This is a genomic window from Cobetia sp. 10Alg 146 (assembly GCF_029846385.1).
Lineage (GTDB): Bacteria > Pseudomonadota > Gammaproteobacteria > Pseudomonadales > Halomonadaceae > Cobetia > Cobetia marina.
In genome coordinates this window covers 340,189-356,143 of sequence record NZ_JARWKT010000002.1, presented here as the reverse complement: position 1 = coordinate 356,143, position 15,955 = coordinate 340,189, and the positions used below count along the sequence as shown (strand labels likewise).

Genomic DNA, 15,955 nt, shown 5'->3' with positions numbered 1-15,955 from the left:
GCAGGGCTCAACGTGTCGTGCTGTCGTCGTTGTCCTGCGAGCTGACTTCTGCCTGACCCTCTGTCGCCTGAGCATCGGCGGCCGCTTTCTCGGCGGCCTCACGCTCACGACGACGAACTTCGCGCGGGTCATTGTAGGCGCGAGCACCACGGCGGCGACGTGAAGCGTTGGCGGTCCCGGCTGCCTCATCTTGCTTGTCATCGCTTGCAGGTGCCTGAGCGTCTGCCGCGGCGATGTCGTCATCCTGTGCTGGCGTTTCCGTCTGCACGGAGGCGGTCGCCTCGACATCTTCCAGAGCGGGCTCTGCTGGCGCAGCCTCTGCCTGAGACGCATCAGGCTGTGCATCGGCCTGAGTCGACGCCAGCGGGGTCGCGGCAGATTGGGTCTGTGGCTGCTGCACTTCCGGCTTGGCGGCTTCAGACTGTCCTGCATCGTGCTCGGCAGGTGCAGTCTCCGGAGTCGCTTCTACCTGAGCCGTCGCCTCTGGCTGCGTCGCCGCTTCGCTGGCGTGCTCAGTGCGATGGGGGGTGTCTGCTTCCACGCAAGCTTCGGTCTCGGCCACGGACGCCGTCTCCTGCGGCATCACGCTGTCCTTCAGCGCCTGGCTGTCGACGGCCGCTTCCGGTGCGGTCTCCACCGCGACCTGCGCCTGTACCGCGCTGTCATCCGCCTTGACGTCCGTTGCTGCCACATCGGCCTCGGCATCGGACACGGTTTCAGAGGTGTCGGCATCGGTCTTGGTCGTTGCGCTCAGCGTCTCGGCCTGCGCTTGATGAGCGCTGGCCTGCTGCGGTGCATGCTGCTCAGTACGCTGGGTGGCGTGCTGTTCAGTGCGCTGAGCCTGATGGGGCGTGGAAGACGCGGTGCTGGAGTCGTTGACCTCGGCAGAGTCATCCCGTGTCATCACGTCCTGTTGCAGGGCTTGCGTGCTGGGCGCACTGATTTCCGGCGCCTCTGGCGTCTCGGCGACCGACGGCTGTTCATCAGGCGTGGCGTCGTCAGCGGTCACTGCCACGGCCGGCGCCACGTCCGTCTCCACCTTGGTGCTGACCTCGGCACTGGTGTCGGCAGGTGCTGCCTTGTCGCCATCGCTGTCAGCGACGACAGCTTGCGCTTGCGGTTCACTGCTCTCGACCGTCTCAGGCGCGACCTTCACGCCTTCGGCACCTTCCTCGGCAACGGCGGGAACCGGTTGCTGCGGTGCTGCGGTCGAGGCGACGTCATCGAGCACGGTGTCGGCTGGCTGAGCGCTCTGCGCCTGCGGGCCGGCCAGTGCCATGGCCTTCAGGGACTGCTGCTGAGCGACGGCATCGGGATTGAGTGCATGGCTGCGGCTACGAGCGCGCGGATTGTTGCGCGTCGGCTGCTGGACATCGTCTGCCTGCTGCTCGCTCTGCTGGGCCTGTTCTGCCGCCTTGATGGACTCGCGAGCATGATGGCTGTTGACCTGCTCTGCCTTGTCCGCCTTGGAAGGCTTCTCACGGCGCGCCGGCTTGTCATCACGCTTGGCAGCATTGTCCTGCTTGGCAGCATCGTTCTGCTTGGCATCGTTCTGCTTGGCATCGCTCTTGGCATCATTGCCGGACGGCGCCTTGGCAGGCGTCTGTGCGTCGGATGTCTTCTCCGTCGCTTCTGCCTGCGGTTTGCTGTCGTTGGTCACGATGTCCTGAGCGTTGTCCTGACGCGACTCGCTGGACTTGCGACGATTGCCACGGTCATTGCGCTGACGACGCTTGTTGTTGCTGCGACCCTCGGAGCGGTTGTCGCTCTGGCTGTCGTTGCGACCATCGTTGCGACTGTCGTTGCGACCATCGTTGTCGTTGCCGCGCGTGTCCTGCTGACGTGAGTCCTGCTGACGCGAGTCCTGCTGGCGTGAATCGCCCTCGGCGTTGCGGCGACGATTGTCGTTGCGTGCGTTGCCGCGGTTGGCATTGCGGCCATCCTTGCGTGCATTGCCGTCGGTTGAGGCTTCGCTGACGCTTTCGCGACGCTCGCGTGCCTTTTCCAGTGCCTTGCGGGCTTCGCTGGACTTGGCCGGCGTCGCGCTGGCGCTGTCGTCGCTGCCCAGCAGGCGGCTGAAGCCCTTGGCCAGACGTGCCAGCAGACCGCCGCCGGAAGGGGCTGCTGCCGGTGCCTGGGTGGCCGGGGCCGCCGTGGCCTCGGATTTGCTCACCGCATTGCGTCCGTCATTGCGAGAGGTCTGACGATTGTCGTTGCGATTGGCATTGCGGCCGTCGTTACGAGTGTCGCTGCGCGATCCCTGACGACTGTCGTTGCGAGTCTCGCTCTGGCTGTCGTTACGATTGTCGTTGCGGCTGCGGTTATTGCTGCCATTGCCATTGCGACGACGGTTGCCGCTCTTGGCATTGTCGTTGCCGTTGCCGTTGCCGTTGCCGTTGCCGTTGCCGTTGCCGTTGCCGTTGCCGTTGCCGTTGCCGTTGCCGTTGCCGGAAGCGGAGGTGTTCTCGTCAGTCTCGGCGGGCTCGCTGACTTCCGGTGCGGAGGCGGGGGCAGGCGTCGTGTGGGACACGCTCTTGACCGCCGCTTCGGTGCGTGCCGGTGGCTTGTCGAAATTCGGATCCGGCTCCTTGCCGACTTCGGTCTCGACGGACAGCTCGAAGCTGGACTTGTCGGCACCGTCTTCATCGACATGGTCATCACGCAGACGCACGACTTCGTAGTGCGGCGTGTCGAGTTCCGGGTTCGGCAGCAGCACGACATTGACGCCCTGACGACGCTCGATGTCGAACAGCGTGGCGCGCTTCTCGTTGAGCAGGTAGGTCGCGACCGGCACCGGCAGGATGGCGCGGATCTGCGAGCTGCGCTCCTTCATGGCCTCTTCCTCGATCAGGCGCATGATCGAGAGCGCCATGGAGCGCACGTCGCGGATGGTGCCCTGGCCGTCACAGCGCGGGCAGACCACGCCGCTGGTCTCGCCCAGTGACGGACGCAGGCGCTGGCGCGACATTTCCATCAGGCCGAAGCGTGAGATGCGACCGATCTGCACGCGAGCGCGGTCGATCTTGAGCGCGTCTCGCACGCGATTCTCGACTTCACGCTGATTGCGCGCCGGGGTCATGTCGATGAAATCGATCACCACCAGGCCGCCGATGTCACGCAGACGCAGCTGGCGCGCGATCTCGTCCGCCGCTTCCAGATTGGTCTGCAGCGCGGTTTCCTCGATATCGCTGCCACGCGTGGCACGCGCGGAGTTGATGTCGATGGAGACGAGAGCTTCGGTGTGGTCGATGACGATGGCGCCACCGGAAGGCAGCTTCACTTCGCGCTGATAGGCGGTCTCGATCTGGGATTCGATCTGGAAGCGCGAGAACAGCGGGACGTCGTCTTCGTAGAGCTTGATCTTCTGCTGATAGCTCGGCATGACCTGACGGACGAAGGACAGGGCTTCTTCCTGGACGTCACCGGAATCGATCAGCACCTCACCGATGTCATTGCGCAGATAGTCGCGCATGGCACGGATGATGACATTGGATTCACGATAGATCAGGAAGGGGGCAGGGCGGCTGGCGGCAGCCTTGGTGACGGCATCCCAGACCTGTGCCAGATAGTCGAGGTCCCATTGGAGCTCTTCTGCGCTCTTGCCGATACCGGCGGTGCGTACGATGACGCCCATCTTGTCTGGCAGGGTGAGGCTGTTCATCGCCTCTTTCAGCTGGGCGCGCTCTTCCCCCTCGATGCGGCGGGAAATGCCACCGGCACGCGGGTTGTTGGGCATCAGCACGAGGAAGCGGCCGGCCAGGCTGATGAAGGTGGTCAGGGCGGCGCCCTTGTTGCCACGCTCTTCCTTGTCGACCTGGACGATGACTTCCTGGCCTTCCTTGAGCACTTCCTTGATGTTGGGGCGGCCTTGGCCCGGGTCCTTGCTGAAGTACTCGCGGGAGATTTCCTTGAGCGGCAGGAAGCCGTGGCGATCGGCGCCGAAATCGACGAAGCAGGCTTCCAGGCTGGGCTCGATGCGGGTGATCTTGCCGCGGTAGATGTTGGCTTTCTTCTGCTCGCGGGCACCAGACTCGATGTCGAGATCGTAAAGGCGTTGTCCGTCGACCAGTGCGACGCGCAGCTCTTCCGGCTGGGTCGCGTTGATGAGCATCCGTTTCATGTCGTCTCGCTAGACTGGGCGTGCCGAAGGGCAGCCGCATTTGCGTCGGCGACGAGGAACCGTTTTCAGCTTCGTGTTGTGCTCAGCGCATGTCGTGGGATGCGTCTTTCGCATGCAGGCACGTCTCGTGACGTGCCACATGCGGCATGATCATGTTGAGTACTGGAAAGAGGCAGGACGTGTTGCGGGGAACGTTGACTCCTCCGGCCCTGCGGTCTCTTCCCTAACACCTGGCATTCGCCGATTCATCGACGCCGGCCTTCGGCACGGATATCGAATGATTGCCCGGGCATCATGCCCGGGCGGTAGTGTGTCATTGGCCCACCAGAAGGCTGGGCATTGCATCGTGTTGCTGCGCTCGAGGGCAGTGACGTGTCTCGCGGGGAGGTGGCGTCACGGCCGGTCGCGCTGCGGCGCGCGGGGTAACACGTCCCGCGCCCGCTGATAGCGTTACCTCGCCATCTCTGGCGCGGACGTTATCGATGTCTTTCGTCATGATGCTGGCCAGCCAGCGGCATTGGACGACTGTCCGTGAGGCGGCATTCGTGATCTGCAATCGGCAGACCCGTTGCGCAGGACAGCACGCGGCCGACAGTCCAGGTGACAACAGGGTGCGTGAAGACTCTGCACGGTGCTGACGTCGGTGCGCATTGTTTCGTCGTGGGCCGGCTGGCCCTGTTCACGTGGTCTGCATGGGGTTTCACGCCGCATGCAGAACCGTTTACCTCGCCGTCTCGGCGGGGTCGTGACGCGGGTGATCGGGCATATAGAGAAGGCCCATCTCACTGGGCCCGAATATACCAGTAAAGGTATGGGCCAGCAATTCGGCAGGCATATCAAATGCTTCGCCCGAATGCCCGCCATTCGTCCCGGGTTTCGCGGCCTTGAGCGGCGCAGCCAGAGCCCTCCGATGGCGGGATGATTCCCCATTGGTCGCATGACACCGTAGAATGGCCAGTCTGAGTGCGCCCCGGCGTACGGCAACATGATGAACAGGCCGCGCGAAGGCGAGGCCGGAAAGGAGCGAGACATGGCCGAGGGCCAATCAGTCCAGTGGATCGAGGTTGCCCCGGAACTGGCCGGGCAGCGCATCGACAATTTCCTGCGTACACGTCTCAAGGGGGCACCCAAGGCCTTGATCTATCGCATCGTGCGCAAGGGTGAGGTTCGGGTGAACAAGAAGCGCATCAAGGTCGACTATCGCCTGCAGGCGGGAGATCTGGTGCGTGTACCGCCACTGCGTCTGTCGCCGGAGGCTGCGGTGCAGGAAGTCAGTGGCAATCTGCGTGAGGTGCTGTCGGGCTGCATCGTGCGCGAGACCGATGATTTCATGATCATCAACAAGCCGTCCGGTCTCGCCGTGCACGGCGGGAGCGGCGTCAAGATCGGGCTGATCGAGGCCATGCGTCAGATTCGTGATGAACTGCCGTTTCTGGAGCTGGTGCATCGTCTGGATCGTGATACCTCCGGCTGCATCCTGCTGGCCAAGACGCGTGCGGCGTTGCTGCAGCTCAATGCGGACCTCAAGGCCCACAAGATGACCAAGCTGTATCTGGCGCTGGTGGAAGGGCGCTGGGACTCGCGGCGTGATTACGTCAATGCACCGCTTGAGCGTTACGACGGCGGCAACGGGGAGCGTCGCGTGCGCGTCGACGAGGCCGGCAAGACGGCCAGTACCCGTTATGCGGTGCGCGAAGCCTATCCCAGCATGACGCTGGTCGAGGCCGAGCCGATCACCGGGCGTACCCACCAGATTCGTGTGCACTCCGTGCATGCCGGTCACCCGCTGCTCGGCGATACCAAATACGGGACCGAACGCGGCAATGCGCTGGCGAAGAAGGTCGGGCTGGAGCGCCTGTTCCTGCATGCCGCTCAGCTCAGCTTCCCAGACCCCACCGACGGGCGGACCGTGACGGTCCGTGCGCCGCTGGACAAGCGCATGAAGCGCGTCCTTGCCAATGCTCGAGAATTGGGAGCCCGTCATGACTGACGCCTCTGCGGTACTGCCTTCACCTCGCTATCGTCTGATCATCTTCGATTGGGACGGTACCTTGATGGACTCCGAGGCACGCATCGTCGATTGCCTGCAGGCGGCCTCGCTGGCGGTCGGCATGGGAGAGCTTCCGGCGCATGCCGCGCGCGACATCATCGGTCTCGGATTGCCGGAGGCCATGGCGCGGCTGTTCCCCGGAGCTTCGGCTGCCCAGTGCGAGGCACTGGTCGAGGCCTACAAGCAGCATTTCGTGGCAGTCGATACCACGCCGCTGGATTTCTTTCCGGGCGTGGAAAATGGCATCGAGCGTCTGCGAGCTCACCCGGAGCAGCTGCTGGCCGTCGCGACGGGCAAGAGTCGTCGCGGGCTTGATCGGATGTTCCAAGCCCATGACTGCGGTGACTGGTTCCACGCCTCGCGTACCGCGGACATGACGCTGTCCAAGCCGCATCCACTGATGCTCGAAGAGCTGCTGGCCGAGCTGAACGTTGAGGCGCATGAGGCGCTGATGGTCGGCGATACCGAATATGATCTCGAGATGGCGCGTGCGCTGGGCATGCACAGTGTCGGTGTCACCTATGGCGTGCACAGCGTGCCGCGACTCGAGGCCTGTGCCCCACAGCGCATCGTCTCGCACTTCGATGAATTGATGGAGTGGCTTGGCGCGGTCAGATGATGACGGTGTCCTGCCCATGACAGGAGCAGCAAACGATGAGTGACAGGCCGCAGGATCCCTGGCGTGAAGGGCCAGGTGGCAAGGACGAGGGTGAAGCGGGCGCGAGCGGACAGGGCGCTGACAGCGCTGCCACCTCCAGCAGCGAGGTGGACTGGCAGGCGCGTGAGCGTACCGTGCAGCTCGAGATGATGGACCGCTGGGTGCAGGGCGTGGTCACCGAGCAACGGCGCTCCAGGCGCTGGAAGCTGTTCTTTCGCTTCCTGTTCGCGTTGTTGTTCATTGCCTCGATCGCGACATCCGTGACCCTCTTCACGCTCGGCAGCCAGCCGGCAGCCTTGCCCGGTGAACGGCACCTCGGTGTCGTGCGCGTCAAGGGCGTGATCGAGGCGGATGGCGAAGCCAATGCCGAGCGCATCATCAAGGGTCTGCGAGCGGCCAATGAGTCGCCGGCCTCCGTGGCGGTGGTGCTGGATATCAACTCCCCCGGCGGCAGTCCCGTGCAGTCCCAGCGCGTCTATGACGAGTTGATGCGCATGCGGGAGCAGGGTGGCAAGCCGGTGATCGCCGTGATCGAGGATCTCGGGGCGAGTGGCGCCTATTACATGGCAGCCGGCGCCGGCGAGATTCTCGCGGCACCGTCGAGTCTGGTCGGGTCCATCGGGGTGATCTCCTCGAGCTTCGGGCTGAAGGGGCCGATGGAAGAGCTGGGAATCGAGCGACGTGTGTTCACGGCAGGTGACAACAAGGCGTTTCTCGATCCCTTCTCCGAGATCTCGCCTGAGCAGCGCGACTTCTGGCAGAACGTGCTGGCCACGACTCACCAGCAGTTCATCGCGGCGGTCAAGGCCGGGCGCGGTGAGCGGCTCAAGGACGATCCGGCGCTGTTCTCCGGGCTGATCTGGACCGGCGAGCAGGCTCGCGCGCTCGGGCTTGTGGATCGCACCGCAACGCTTGAGGAGCTGGCTGCCGAGCTGGCACCGCAGGGTGGCGTGCATGATTACACGCCGCGTCAGGATCCCTTCGAGCGCTTCACGCGGCGCTTTGCCGGTGTGATGGCCAGCGCGTTGGGGCTTGACGCCAATGTCTCGCCGGTCAGCTATCGCCTGCCCTAGTCCTCCAGCAGTGGATCCAGGCCTGCCTCACGCAACAGTTCGCACAGGCGAATCAGCGGCAGGCCGATCAGGGTGTTGGGATCACGTCCCTCGAGACGCTCGAAGAGCGTGATGCCCAACCCCTCCATGCGAAAGCTGCCGGCCGAGTCCAGCGGGCATTCGCGCTCGACGTAACGCGTGATCTCCTGCTCGCTCAGCGTGCGAAACACCACGTCGTAGCTTTCATGGCAGACCCAGTGTCGCGCGCTGTGTGTATCCAACAGCGCCAGGCCGGTGACGAAGCGGACTCGGCGTCCCGAGAAGCGTGTCAGCTGAGCGCGGGCGGCGGCCAGGTCCTGTGGCTTGCCGAGGATCTCGCCCTCGAAGACGGCCACCTGGTCGCTGCCGATGATCAAGTGGTGTGAATAGGCCTCCGCCAGGGCGTTGGCCTTGCCCAGGGACAGGCGATGGACCAGTGCCTCGGGAGATTCCGTGGGACGAGGGGTTTCATCGATGTCAGGCGCCCCCCATGTGTAGGGGAGTCCGAGTCGATCAAGCAAGGCTCGGCGCCAGCGGGAGCTGGAAGCCAGTACCAGTCGTGTCATGGCGTTGTTCTCTTTTTGGGCTCTCGATTCGTGCATGCGTTCGGGACGCGAAGGGGGCGGAGCATGAGAGGGGTAGAAGGTCGAGAGGGGCCGGCGCGCGCGTGATTCTCCGTGTGATGCATCGCCGCCATGCTTTCTCACGACAACTCGTTGATATGCTTGAGATTGGAGGATGCCGCAAATCCTCTCGGCATTGAAGCGACACAGGCGTACAATCGCGCGCTGAAGGATCCGCCTGACCTCATCTGTGCTCATGCTCGGGTCGGGTGGCGCGGAAAGGCCGCCATGCCGTGGGCTGGCAGAATGAACAAGTTGCTCATGCATTTTGACACCGGGAGGGGGAATCCCTATTATGGCGCGCCTATGTTGACCACAAGACTGCCGACCAAGGTCGAGCCCTACCGGCTGGCGTCAGCGGGAAAACGCCTTGAAGGCGTGATTCCTCTGGCGGACATGCCCCGTGTAGTTGAAGCGATCGGTGCACAGGAGGGTGACGTGAGCATCACGTTGGCCTTTGACATCGATACTCAGCGTCGCAGCTTCATCGAGGGCAGCATCGCCTTCGAGGCAAGTCTGCTGTGCCAGCGCTGCCTGGGACCTACCGAGCCGGAACCGCTTTCCAGCGAATTCCTGTTGGGACTGGTCACCAATGACGCACTGGCATCGCAGCTGCCCGGTGAGTACGAGCCGGTAGTGGTGGAAAACGAACAGCTGGATCTCCTGTCAGTGATCGAGGATGAAGTGCTCCTTGTCCTGCCGCAGGTGGTCTACCACGAGGAGGCCGATTGTGCCGTCTCTCGCGACCAGCTGGCCAGCGGTGTGGAACCCGAGGCCTCGGACGCACCCGCTGTGAATCCATTCAGTGTGCTTGGCACCCTGAAGGACAAGCACTGAACTCAATTTGTCGACAAGATTGGAGTAATTCCCATGGCAGTTCAGCAGAACCGCAAAACCCGTTCCAAGCGTGGCATGCGTCGCAGCCACGACGCCCTGACTGCACCGACCCTGTCCCAGGACAAGGAAACCGGTACAGTTCACCTGCGTCACCACGTGTCTGCCGACGGTTTCTACCGTGGCCGTAAAGTCGTCGATGCCTAAAGCATTGATGCAGCGCACGGCGTAACGCCGTGCGTATCGCCATCGATACGATGGGCGGGGACTTCGGTCCCCGCGCTACGTTACGGGGCACTGCCAGTGCACTGTTGCGTGACCCACGACTCAGCGCCACGCTGGTGGGTCCAGGGCATCTTCTGGATGCCGAGCTTGATTCCCTCCCTGCTTCACTCTCCCGTGTTCGTGATCGCCTTCAGACACTCGCTGTCGACGGCATTGTCGCGTCTGATGCTCGCCCCTCGCGTGTCGTGCGCAGTCGCGAGCCCAGCAGCATGTCCCGTGCGCTCGACCTGGTGGCGAGCGGGCAGGCCGACGCCTGCGTCAGTGCGGGCAATACCGGCGCCTTGATGGCGTTGGCCATGCGGGACGTGGGAACGGTCGAGGGAGTGGAGCGGCCAGCCATCTGTGCGGCGGTACCCACGCAGGGCGAGCGGTCCTGCAGTCTGCTGGATCTTGGCGCCAATGTGGCGGTCGCGCCGCAGCATCTGCTGGCATTTGCTCGCATGGGTGCCGTGCGGTGCCAGCTGGTGGAAGGTGTCGCCAACCCGCGCGTGGGGCTGCTCAATGTCGGTGTCGAATCCGGCAAGGGGACGGCGCAGGTGCAGGAAGCGCATGCCTTGCTGGCTGGCAGCGGTGCGAATTTCGATTATCTCGGCTTCGTTGAAGGGGGCGACCTCTTCGCAGGTGAGGTAGACGTCGTGGTCTGCGACGGTTTCGTCGGCAATGTCGTGCTCAAGAGCAGTGAAGGGCTGGCCCAGATGCTGTCGGCACAGCTGGGGGCGACATTGGCGGCGGATTGGCGTACGCGCCTGATGGCCTGGTTGGCACGTCCGGCATTGACGCGCCTGTCTCGTCAGCTGGATCCGGTGCGCTACAACGGTGCCAGTCTGCTGGGCGTGGCCGGCGTGGTCGTCAAGAGTCATGGCGGGGCGGCCGCGGAGGGATTCGCCTATGCTGTTTCGCGCGCGGCGAGTGAGGCGCGTCGAGGCTTGCCGGAGCGTCTTGCGCATGCTCTCAAGGGCAGCCTGCCGGGTTAATTGCGTAAATTGGTCGGATTCTTGGTCGGCGGGGGTCGAGCTTGGTCTCACTCGGTGCGACAATGCCTGCGCCCGACCGATGTGGCATCGGGTCTGACGCGAAGGCGCCGCCTGATGTCCGGGATGTCCGGCAGGTGTGAAGGCCTGTTCTCGCGAGGGATGGCGAGTGAGAGGGTGGCAGCAGGCAGCAAGTGTGTCGCTGGCGAGTACAATGCAGTGAAGGGAGAAGCAGGCTTTCCCCTGGCAGGAGTGTGTGGCGTTGGTGAATGGCTCCGGATGGGAGCGACACGGCGCAGCGCACTGGCGGGCCAGCGGAAATCGGGTTTCCTTACCCGTGTCAGTCCCACCTGAACAGATGGAAATGGTGACAGCAATGACAGATTCCCTGGCCCTCATCTTCCCGGGACAGGGCTCCCAGCAGGTCGGCATGCTGCGGGAGCTGGCGGAGCGCTACAGCGTCGTCCGCACTACCTTCGAAGAAGCCTCTGACGCGCTGGGGCGCGATCTCTGGCATCTGACGCAGGAAGGCCCGGCAGAGGAGCTCAATCGTACCGAGTTGACCCAGCCTGCGCTTCTGACGGCCAGCGTTGCCATCTGGCGCGTCTGGCAGGAGCTGGAAGGTCCGCGTCCGGCGCGCATGGCCGGTCACTCCCTGGGCGAATACAGCGCGATGGTCTGCGCCGGCGTGATCGGCTTTGCCGAAGGCGTCAAGCTGGTCAATCTGCGCGGCGAAGCCATGCAGACTGCCGTGCCTCAGGGGCAGGGCGCGATGGCGGCCATTCTCGGTCTCGAGAATGCTCAGGTCGAAGCTGCCTGTGCCAGTGCGGCGCAGGGTGAAGTGGTCGCGGCAGTCAACTACAATGCGCCGGGTCAGGTGGTCATCGCGGGCGGCACGGCTGCCGTCGAGCGTGCCATCGCGGCGTGTCAGGAGGCGGGTGCCAAGCGTGCCATGCCGCTGCCGGTCTCCGTGCCTTCGCATTGTGATCTGATGCGTCCGGCGGCTGACAAGCTGGCCGAGGCGATGAACGACATCGACTTCCGTGCGCCGCGCTACACCGTCATCCAGAATGTCGATGCCAAGGCCCATGAGGATGTCGAGACACTGCGTCAGCGCCTGATCGAGCAGCTCTATCAGCCGGTGCGCTGGACGGATTGCGTCAATGCCATGTTCGACAGCGGCGCGCGGACCTTCATCGAATGCGGTCCGGGCAAGGTGTTGACCGGTCTCGGCAAGCGTATCCAGCGTCAGGCCCGTGGCCTGGCCGTGAACGACCCGGACAGCCTGGAAGCGGCGCTGGAACTTGCCCGTGAGACCGCTGCCGAACAGAATCAGTAAGCTCGTGATTGGCCCGCGCGGCCAGTCATGTGACTTGGATCAGCCAACTCAGGACTCAAGATGACGAGCGAACGCAGAATCGCACTGGTAACCGGTGCCAGTCGTGGCATCGGCCAAGCCATCTCCCGTGAACTCGGCCGTCAGGGCCGTATCGTGATCGGCACGGCCACAAGCGAAAAAGGGGCGGCCGCCATCGGCGCTGACCTCGAGGCGCACGGTATCGAAGGCGCGGGCATGCTGCTCAACGTCACCGACCAGGCCAGCGTCGACGCCGTGCTCAAGGAAATCGGCGAGCGCTTCGGCGCACCGACCATCCTGGTCAACAACGCCGGCATCACCCGTGACAACCTGCTGATGCGCCTCAAGGAAGACGATTGGGATGCGGTGCTCGACACCAACCTCAAGTCGGTCTTCCGTGTCAGCAAGAGCTGCCTGCGCGGCATGACCAAGGCGCGCTTCGGTCGCATCGTCAACATCTCGTCCGTGGTCGCGACCATGGGCAACCTCGGTCAGGTCAACTATGCTGCCGCCAAGGCAGGCATGGAAGGCTTTGCCCGCTCGCTGGCGCGTGAAGTCGCGTCGCGCAACATTACCGTCAATTCAGTGGCGCCGGGCTTCATCGCCACTGACATGACCGAAGCATTGCCGGAAGCGCAGCACGAAGCGCTGCTCGGCAACATCCCGCTGGCGCGCCTTGGCCAGCCGGAAGAGATTGCTGCGGCAGTCGGCTTCCTGACCAGTGATGCAGCAGGCTACATTACCGGTGAGACGTTGCAGGTAAACGGCGGCATGAACATGCGCTAAGCCCCGCGCGGGGACGTGGTTGCGTCCTTTTGGGGTGGCCTATAAACTACGCCCAGCTTTTTCGAGCTGCGGATTCCGTACCACTAGGAGTGATTGTTAAATGAGCACCATTGAAGAACGCGTCAAGAAGGTTGTGGCCGAGCGCCTGAACGCCAAAGAAGAAGACATCCAGAACTCTTCCTCTTTCACTGAAGACCTGGGCGCCGACTCCCTGGACACCGTTGAGCTGGTGATGGCTCTGGAAGAGGAATTCGATACTGAAATTCCTGACGAAGAAGCAGAGAAGATCACCACCGTGCAGGAAGCTATCGATTACATCGTCAACCACCAGTAAGGTGGATTGAAGCGACCAGCGGGCCCTTCGTGGCTCAGGGTCGTGATGCAATCGTCTGTACGTTCAAGAGCCGCACTGTCTTCAGTGCGGCTCTTGTCGTTTCTGCCATTCGTCACTCTTGAGCGCTGGTCGGCCGTGCCTTTCTCGGCAGAGCGGCCAGCAAGGACGGCAGACTTCTCTGCCGGCGGGAGATGCGAGAGTTTGGCGGTGCCAGGGGCGGGCGACGTCCGAGGCAAGGGCGAGGTCTGCGCAGGAGCGTGAGCCTGTCGCGGGATGTCTCGCGCGACCTTCCTGTGCCAGAGCCCTGTCTTTGTGGGCGAAAAGAGGCGGGAGCAGGGCGTGTGGTCGGCAGTGTTGATCGCAGGTGACATGGCGGTGTCACCCCCGTCGCCTGTGCGCAGGACAGCGTCTGGAAAACCGCAGGAAAACCGACTGCCCATCACTGGCAAGGTTTCTGTATAATGCGCTCAATTACCGCCCAGGTGCAGCTGGCCCAGGCGTGCCAAGTCGATAGTTTTGGAGGAGACACGATGCCTCGCAGAAGGGTAGTGGTGACAGGTCTAGGCCTGGTGACCCCGGTAGGGAATACCGTCGAGGAAAGCTGGAGCAACATCAAGGCGGGCAAGAGTGGCATCGCACCCATCGAGCATTTCGATGTCAGCGGTTTCAATACCCGTTTTGGCGGTTCCATCAAGAATTTCGATGTGGGTCAGTATCTGAACCCGAAAGAGGCCCGCAAGATGGACTTCTTCATCCAGTACGGTATCGCGGCGGCCCATCAGGCCATCACCGATTCCGGTATCGAGTGCACGGAAGACAATGCCGATCGCATCGGTGTTGCCATCGGTTCCGGTATCGGTGGTCTGCCGATGATCGAGCACAATCACAAGGCGCTGGAGAAAGGCGGTGCGCGTCGCATCTCGCCGTTCTTCGTGCCGGGCTCCATCATCAACATGATCTCCGGCAATCTGGCGATCCAGTTCGGTTATCGCGGCCCCAACATCGCGATCACCACCGCCTGTACCACCGGAACGCACAACATCGGTTACAGCGCTCGTACCATCGCCTACGGCGATGCTGACGTGATGGTGGCCGGTGGTGCCGAGATGGCGACCACACCGCTGGGTCTGGGCGGCTTCTCCGCGGCGCGCGCGCTCTCGACCCGCAACGACGACCCTCAGGCGGCCAGCCGCCCATGGGACCGTGATCGTGATGGCTTCGTGCTGTCCGACGGTGCCGGTGTCGTGGTGCTGGAAGAGTATGAGCACGCCAAGGCACGTGGTGCGACCATCTACGCCGAGGTGCTCGGTTTCGGCATGTCCGATGATGCGCATCACATGACGGCGCCGCCTGAAGACGGCCGTGGCGCGGCCGCCTCGATGCGCAACGCCATTCGGGATGCCAAGCTGGACCCGAGCGAGATCGATTACATCAATGCTCACGGCACGTCTACCAATGCCGGCGACAAGGCCGAGAGCCTGGCCGTCGAATCCGTGCTGGGCGACGCGGCGCGCAACGTGGCCGTCAGTTCCACCAAGTCGATGATCGGTCACCTGCTGGGTGCCGCCGGTGCCGTCGAGGCCGTGTTCTGCGTGCTGGCGATGCGTGATCAGATCGCCCCGCCGACCATCAACCTCGACAATCCGGCCGAGGGCTGCAATCTCGACTACGTTCCCAATGTCGCACGCGACATGAAGATCGAGTACACCCTGTCCAACTCCTTCGGCTTCGGTGGCACCAACGGCTCGTTGGTGTTCGGCAAGCTCAAGGACTGAGGTCGCACGCTGTCGTGATCTCCCCTCTGACGCGCTCCCATCCGGGGGCGCGTCTGTCTGTGGGGCGTTGCCAGGCGGTGATGACCGGATCACGATGTCTTGCTGACACCTTGTGTGCCATGCATGTCGCGAAGGAGTGTTGCATCGATGACGGCTGACCATACCGGTACCACGCAGGAGATGCTTCACGACTCGCTTGCGGCGGACCTGCCCATGGAGGATCGCGGCCTTGCCTACGGTGAGGGCGTGTTCGAGACGATTCTGGTGCGCGATGGCCAGCCGCAGCTATGGTCACGGCACCTGGCGCGACTGACCCGTGGTTGCCGGCGACTTGGCTTGCCCGTGCCCTCGTCGCAGGCGCTCGATGCGTGTCTGAATGTCTGCCGGGGAGAGGGGCTCGAGGTGCTCAAGCTGGTCGTCACCGGCGGGTCCGGTGGTCGTGGCTACAAGGCACCCGAGTCACCCGAACCTCGTCTGCGGGCACGCGCAATGCCCTTTGTGGTCAATCGTGAGGCCCGTCAGGGCATCACGGCGCGCGTGTGCGAATTGCGCGTGGCGGAGCAGCCGGCGCTGGCGGGACTCAAGCATCTCAACCGGCTCGAGAATGTGCTGGCACGCCGTGAGTGGACAGACCCCGCCATCCGGGAGGGGTTGTTGCTGACGGCAAGCGATGAGCTCGTCGAGGCCACCAGCATGAACCTCGCCTGGTATCGCGACGGGCAATGGTTCACGCCATGCCTGGACCGCGCCGGTGTCGAGGGCACCTTGCTGGTGGCGCTAGAGGCCGAGCTCCCCGTCATGCGAGTGCGCGAAGGACTGGCATCACTGAGGGCGGCCGAGGTGGTGGTGGTGATGAATTCCGTGCAGGGCATCTGGCCGCTGCGCACCTTGCTGGCGGCGTCGGGAGCGCCTCTGGCCCAATGGAGTGATGAGGGGCATCCGGCGCTTGCGTCACTGAACGACATTGTCGCGCGCTTGCTGGGCGAGCCCGCGTATTGATGGAAGGCGTCCAGGCTGCGGGGGCGTTCCCGAGCAGACACCTTCTTCGCCATGAAGACTGGAAATCCGATT

General features: G+C 63.6%; 13 protein-coding genes. 11 read left to right on the top strand and 2 right to left on the bottom strand.

Annotated elements, in window-relative coordinates; translation table 11 throughout:
• Positions 1-7: 7 nt before the first annotated feature.
• On the bottom strand, positions 8-4,120 hold the full coding sequence (rne, locus tag QD172_RS04490) for a ribonuclease E (RefSeq protein ID WP_279855117.1): 4,113 nt from the start codon (positions 4,118-4,120) through the stop codon (positions 8-10).
• Positions 4,121-5,150: 1,030 nt separating this feature from the next.
• Here rne and QD172_RS04485 point away from each other — a divergent pair.
• From QD172_RS04485 to sppA, 3 genes are read left to right on the top strand one after another with little or no spacing between them, the layout of a single operon-like run.
• Positions 5,151-6,110 carry an RluA family pseudouridine synthase gene (locus QD172_RS04485; protein WP_279855116.1) on the top strand — a complete coding sequence of 320 codons (960 nt, stop codon included), beginning with the start codon at positions 5,151-5,153 and terminating at the stop codon, positions 6,108-6,110.
• Positions 6,103-6,789 carry an HAD-IA family hydrolase gene (locus tag QD172_RS04480; RefSeq protein ID WP_279855115.1) on the top strand — a complete coding sequence of 229 codons (687 nt, stop codon included), beginning with the start codon at positions 6,103-6,105 and terminating at the stop codon, positions 6,787-6,789. The genes QD172_RS04485 and QD172_RS04480 overlap by 8 nt, the downstream gene beginning before the upstream one ends.
• 35 nt (positions 6,790-6,824) lie before the next feature.
• Positions 6,825-7,901: a signal peptide peptidase SppA gene (sppA, locus tag QD172_RS04475; RefSeq protein ID WP_271302670.1), complete on the top strand. Its 1,077-nt coding sequence runs from the start codon at positions 6,825-6,827 to the stop codon at positions 7,899-7,901.
• On the opposite strand, the gene QD172_RS04470 is transcribed toward sppA, so the two are convergent.
• Positions 7,898-8,485 carry a nucleoside triphosphate pyrophosphatase gene (locus QD172_RS04470; RefSeq protein WP_141392621.1) on the bottom strand — a complete coding sequence of 196 codons (588 nt, stop codon included), beginning with the start codon at positions 8,483-8,485 and terminating at the stop codon, positions 7,898-7,900. The two genes, sppA and QD172_RS04470, sit on opposite strands and share 4 nt — an antisense overlap.
• Before the next feature lie 495 nt (positions 8,486-8,980).
• Between QD172_RS04470 and QD172_RS04465 the strand changes: the two genes are divergently transcribed.
• The 8 genes from QD172_RS04465 (at position 8,981) to pabC (ending at position 15,883) form a co-directional block, all read left to right on the top strand.
• On the top strand, positions 8,981-9,379 hold the full coding sequence (locus tag QD172_RS04465) for a YceD family protein (protein ID WP_308457318.1): 399 nt from the start codon (positions 8,981-8,983) through the stop codon (positions 9,377-9,379).
• Positions 9,380-9,412: 33 nt separating this feature from the next.
• Positions 9,413-9,583, top strand: coding sequence for a 50S ribosomal protein L32 (rpmF, locus tag QD172_RS04460; RefSeq protein ID WP_065392644.1), 171 nt, complete (start codon positions 9,413-9,415; stop codon positions 9,581-9,583).
• A gap of 29 nt (positions 9,584-9,612) precedes the next feature.
• Positions 9,613-10,635, top strand: a complete 1,023-nt coding sequence (gene plsX / locus QD172_RS04455) for a phosphate acyltransferase PlsX (protein WP_271302672.1) — start codon at positions 9,613-9,615, stop codon at positions 10,633-10,635.
• 373 nt (positions 10,636-11,008) lie between these two features.
• Complete coding sequence (gene fabD / locus QD172_RS04450; RefSeq protein ID WP_077372081.1) at positions 11,009-11,971, top strand: ACP S-malonyltransferase; 963 nt, start codon at positions 11,009-11,011, stop codon at positions 11,969-11,971.
• A gap of 60 nt (positions 11,972-12,031) precedes the next feature.
• A complete protein-coding gene (gene fabG / locus QD172_RS04445; protein WP_043331893.1) occupies positions 12,032-12,775 on the top strand; it encodes a 3-oxoacyl-ACP reductase FabG in 744 nt (247 codons plus the stop codon).
• A 100-nt stretch (positions 12,776-12,875) separates the two neighbouring features.
• Positions 12,876-13,109 carry an acyl carrier protein gene (acpP, locus tag QD172_RS04440; RefSeq protein WP_065392587.1) on the top strand — a complete coding sequence of 78 codons (234 nt, stop codon included), beginning with the start codon at positions 12,876-12,878 and terminating at the stop codon, positions 13,107-13,109.
• Positions 13,110-13,639: 530 nt separating this feature from the next.
• A complete protein-coding gene (gene fabF / locus QD172_RS04435; RefSeq protein ID WP_279855114.1) occupies positions 13,640-14,884 on the top strand; it encodes a beta-ketoacyl-ACP synthase II in 1,245 nt (414 codons plus the stop codon).
• Between the two features lie 147 nt (positions 14,885-15,031).
• Positions 15,032-15,883 (top strand): aminodeoxychorismate lyase, encoded by an 852-nt coding sequence (pabC, locus tag QD172_RS04430; protein ID WP_279855113.1) that lies wholly within the window; start codon positions 15,032-15,034, stop codon positions 15,881-15,883.
• Positions 15,884-15,955 lie beyond the last annotated feature (72 nt).

Coding starts and splice junctions, on each gene's coding strand:
- rne (WP_279855117.1), bottom strand. CDS start 4,120: ATGAAACGGATGCTCATCAACGCGACCCAGCCGGAAGAGCTGCGCGTC.
- QD172_RS04485 (WP_279855116.1), top strand. CDS start 5,151: ATGGCCGAGGGCCAATCAGTCCAGTGGATCGAGGTTGCCCCGGAACTG.
- QD172_RS04480 (WP_279855115.1), top strand. CDS start 6,103: ATGACTGACGCCTCTGCGGTACTGCCTTCACCTCGCTATCGTCTGATC.
- sppA (WP_271302670.1), top strand. CDS start 6,825: ATGAGTGACAGGCCGCAGGATCCCTGGCGTGAAGGGCCAGGTGGCAAG.
- QD172_RS04470 (WP_141392621.1), bottom strand. CDS start 8,485: ATGACACGACTGGTACTGGCTTCCAGCTCCCGCTGGCGCCGAGCCTTG.
- rpmF (WP_065392644.1), top strand. CDS start 9,413: ATGGCAGTTCAGCAGAACCGCAAAACCCGTTCCAAGCGTGGCATGCGT.
- fabD (WP_077372081.1), top strand. CDS start 11,009: ATGACAGATTCCCTGGCCCTCATCTTCCCGGGACAGGGCTCCCAGCAG.
- fabG (WP_043331893.1), top strand. CDS start 12,032: ATGACGAGCGAACGCAGAATCGCACTGGTAACCGGTGCCAGTCGTGGC.
- acpP (WP_065392587.1), top strand. CDS start 12,876: ATGAGCACCATTGAAGAACGCGTCAAGAAGGTTGTGGCCGAGCGCCTG.
- fabF (WP_279855114.1), top strand. CDS start 13,640: ATGCCTCGCAGAAGGGTAGTGGTGACAGGTCTAGGCCTGGTGACCCCG.
- pabC (WP_279855113.1), top strand. CDS start 15,032: ATGACGGCTGACCATACCGGTACCACGCAGGAGATGCTTCACGACTCG.